We start from the raw sequence: 3278 nt of genomic DNA on the forward strand, positions 1-3278 counted from the left end.
ATGTCAAGTAAGGTTTCTGGCTTTCAAGATAAAAATGGGAAACTCTTGAAAATTATGATAAAATAGTGGAAGGAAATCTATACATTGGAGAAAAACTGTGTCTGAAAAGCAAAAAATCAGCGTATTGATGTCGGTCTATATCAAGGAAAATCCGACATTTTTAAAGGATGCTATTGAGAGTGTTCAAAATCAGACCCTGAAACCGAGCGAGTTGGTTCTGGTTGAGGATGGGCCTTTGACACCTGAGCTCTATCAGGTATTAGACCAGGTGGAAGCTGAGTCTGATATTCCAGTGAAACGCTATCCTCTTGAGCAGAATCAAGGTTTGGGTCTGGCTCTTCGACAGGGTGTTTTGCAGTGTCAGTACGATATCATCGCTCGTATGGATACAGATGATATAGCTGTTCCAGACCGTTTTGAGAAACAGGTTCAGCTAATGGAGAAGGACAACCTCGACCTATTAGGTGGACATATTGCAGAGTTTATTGATAATCCTGATGAGATTGTTTCTTACCGTCGTGTTCCGACTCAACATGCAGAGATTGTAGCTTATCAAAGGATGAGAAGTGCCTTTAACCACATGACTGTCATGTTCAAGAAGGACATGGTTCTCAAGGCAGGCAACTATGAGGATGGCCTTTATATGGAGGATGACCTCCTCTGGCTCAATATGATTGCTGCAGGAGCCAAGACTGGAAATCTGGATCAAATCTTGTGTCAGGTTCGTGTCGGAGCAGGGATGTTTGAGCGTCGTGGGGGACTGCGTTACCTCAAACTCTATCGTCAAGCTCGTCAGCGTATGCTGAAGAGAGGGCAAATTTCTTACATGGAGTATACCAAGAGTGTTGCGATTCAGATGGTTGTTGCCCTTTGTCCTGGATTTGTCCGACAGTTTATTTTTATGAAACTGTTACGAAAAAGCAAGTAAAAGATTGTAGCAAATCGTAAACTAGAGAAAAAGTGTTATAATAACAATGTAATCATCCAGCTCTTTTAAGGAGGAGTAAATTTCTATGAATAAAAAACTCACAGATTATGTGATTGATCTGGTGGAAATTTTAAATAAACAACAAAAACAGGTCTTCTGGGGCATATTTGATATTTTCAGTATGATGGTTTCCATCATTGTATCTTATATTTTATTTTATGGGCTGATTAATCCAGCACCTGTTGACTACATTATCTATACGAGTTTGGCCTTCCTGTTCTATCAATTGATGATTGGATTTTGGGGGTTGAATGCTAGTATTAGTCGTTACAGCAAGATTACGGACTTTATGAAAATCTTTTTTGGTGTGACTGCTAGCAGTGTCTTGTCATATAGTATCTGCTATGCCTTCTTGCCACTCTTCTCTATCCGTTTCATCATTCTCTTTATCTTGTTGAGTACCTTCTTGATTTTATTGCCACGGATTACTTGGCAGTTAATCTACTCCAGACGCAAAAAAGGCAGTGGTGATGGGGAACACCGTCGGACCTTCTTGATTGGTGCCGGTGATGGTGGGGCTCTCTTTATGGATAGTTACCAACATCCAACCAGTGAATTAGAACTGGTCGGTATCTTGGATAAGGATTCTAAGAAAAAGGGTCAAAAACTTGGTGGTATCCCTGTTTTAGGCTCTTATGACAATTTGCCTGAATTAGCTAAACGTCATCAAATCGAGCGAGTTATCGTTGCAATTCCGTCGCTTGATCCGTCAGAGTATGAGCGTATCTTGCAGATGTGTAATAAGCTGGGTGTCAAATGTTACAAGATGCCTAAGGTTGAAACCGTTGTTCAGGGACTTCACCAAGCAGCTACTGGCTTCCAAAAAATTGATATTACGGACCTTTTAGGTCGTCAGGAAATTCGTCTTGACGAATCGCGTCTGGGTACAGAACTAACTGGAAAAACAATCTTGGTTACAGGTGCGGGTGGCTCAATCGGTTCTGAAATCTGTCGACAAGTTAGTCGCTTCAATCCTGAACGCATCGTCTTGCTCGGTCACGGGGAAAATTCAATCTACCTTGTTTATCATGAATTGATTCGCAAGTTCCAAGGGATTGATTATGTACCAGTTATCGCAGATATTCAAGACTACGACCGTCTCTTGCAAGTCTTTGAAAAGTACAAGCCAGCTATTGTTTATCATGCAGCAGCCCACAAGCACGTTCCTATGATGGAGCGCAATCCAAAAGAAGCCTTCAAAAACAATATTCGTGGAACTTACAATGTTGCTAAGGCTGTTGATGAAGCCAAAGTACCTAAGATGGTTATGATTTCGACAGATAAGGCAGTTAATCCACCAAATGTTATGGGAGCAACCAAGCGCGTGGCTGAGTTGATTGTCACTGGCTTTAACCAACGTAGCCAATCGACCTACTGTGCAGTTCGTTTTGGAAATGTTCTTGGTAGTCGTGGTAGTGTGATTCCAGTCTTTGAACGTCAGATTGCTGAAGGTGGTCCTGTAACGGTGACAGATTTCCGCATGACCCGTTACTTTATGACTATTCCAGAAGCTAGCCGTTTGGTTATCCATGCTGGTGCTTATGCCAAGGATGGGGAAGTCTTTATCCTTGATATGGGCAAACCAGTCAAGATTTATGACTTGGCTAAGAAAATGGTGCTTCTAAGTGGCCACACTGAAAGTGAAATTCCAATCGTTGAAGTTGGAATCCGTCCAGGTGAAAAACTCTACGAAGAACTCTTGGTATCAACCGAACTTGTTGATAACCAAGTTATGGATAAGATTTTCGTTGGTAAGGTCAATGTCATGCCTCTAGAAGCCATCAATCAAAAAATTGAAGAGTTCTGCACTCTCAGTGGAGATGAGTTGAAGCAGGCTATTATCGCCTTTGCTAATCAAACAACCCACGTTGAATAAAAAAGAAAAACGCATATTATCAAGTCTTGAAACCTTGGTAGTATGCGTTTTGTTATGTGTAAACTTGCTTCATTTTATTCTGATACTCAATGAAAATTAAATAGCAAACTAGGAAGCTAGCCGTAAGTTGTTCAAAGCACAGTGTTGAGGTTGCAGATATAAACTGACGTGGTTTGAAGAAATTTTCGAAGAGTATGAAATGGGGTTGTCACCCAGTCTATGTTATTGAAAATACTCCAAAACTTCTATGGGTTTGTGAGCGATATAATCAGGCTGATAGTTTAGTAGATCTGCTTGCTCTCCAAATCCCCAAGTGACGGCCAATTTCTGAATGCCTGTTTCTTGAGCTCCCAGCATATCAAACTTGGTATCTCCGATGATGATGGCTTGTTCTGGTGCTAGTTGATGTGTCTG

3 protein-coding genes are annotated in these 3278 nt (G+C 41.2%); 2 read left to right on the plus strand and 1 reads right to left on the minus strand.

What is annotated here, in order from left to right:
- The first annotated feature begins 97 nt into the window (after positions 1 to 97).
- Together WKI42_RS09810 and WKI42_RS09815 are read left to right on the plus strand one after the other, a co-directional pair.
- Complete coding sequence (locus WKI42_RS09810; RefSeq protein ID WP_112444485.1) at positions 98 to 928, plus strand: glycosyltransferase; 831 nt, start codon at positions 98 to 100, stop codon at positions 926 to 928.
- 85 nt (positions 929 to 1013) lie between these two features.
- The gene (locus WKI42_RS09815; protein WP_368081833.1) at positions 1014 to 2864 is read left to right on the plus strand and encodes a nucleoside-diphosphate sugar epimerase/dehydratase; all 1851 of its coding nucleotides are present in this window, start codon (positions 1014 to 1016) and stop codon (positions 2862 to 2864) included.
- A 222-nt stretch (positions 2865 to 3086) separates the two neighbouring features.
- On the opposite strand, the gene WKI42_RS09820 is transcribed toward WKI42_RS09815, so the two are convergent.
- The coding region (locus WKI42_RS09820) for an HAD hydrolase-like protein (RefSeq protein WP_368081834.1) at positions 3087 to 3278 on the minus strand (192 nt) is incomplete at its 5' end.

This window comes from Streptococcus pseudopneumoniae (assembly GCF_038148935.1).
Taxonomy (GTDB): domain Bacteria; phylum Bacillota; class Bacilli; order Lactobacillales; family Streptococcaceae; genus Streptococcus; species Streptococcus pseudopneumoniae_U.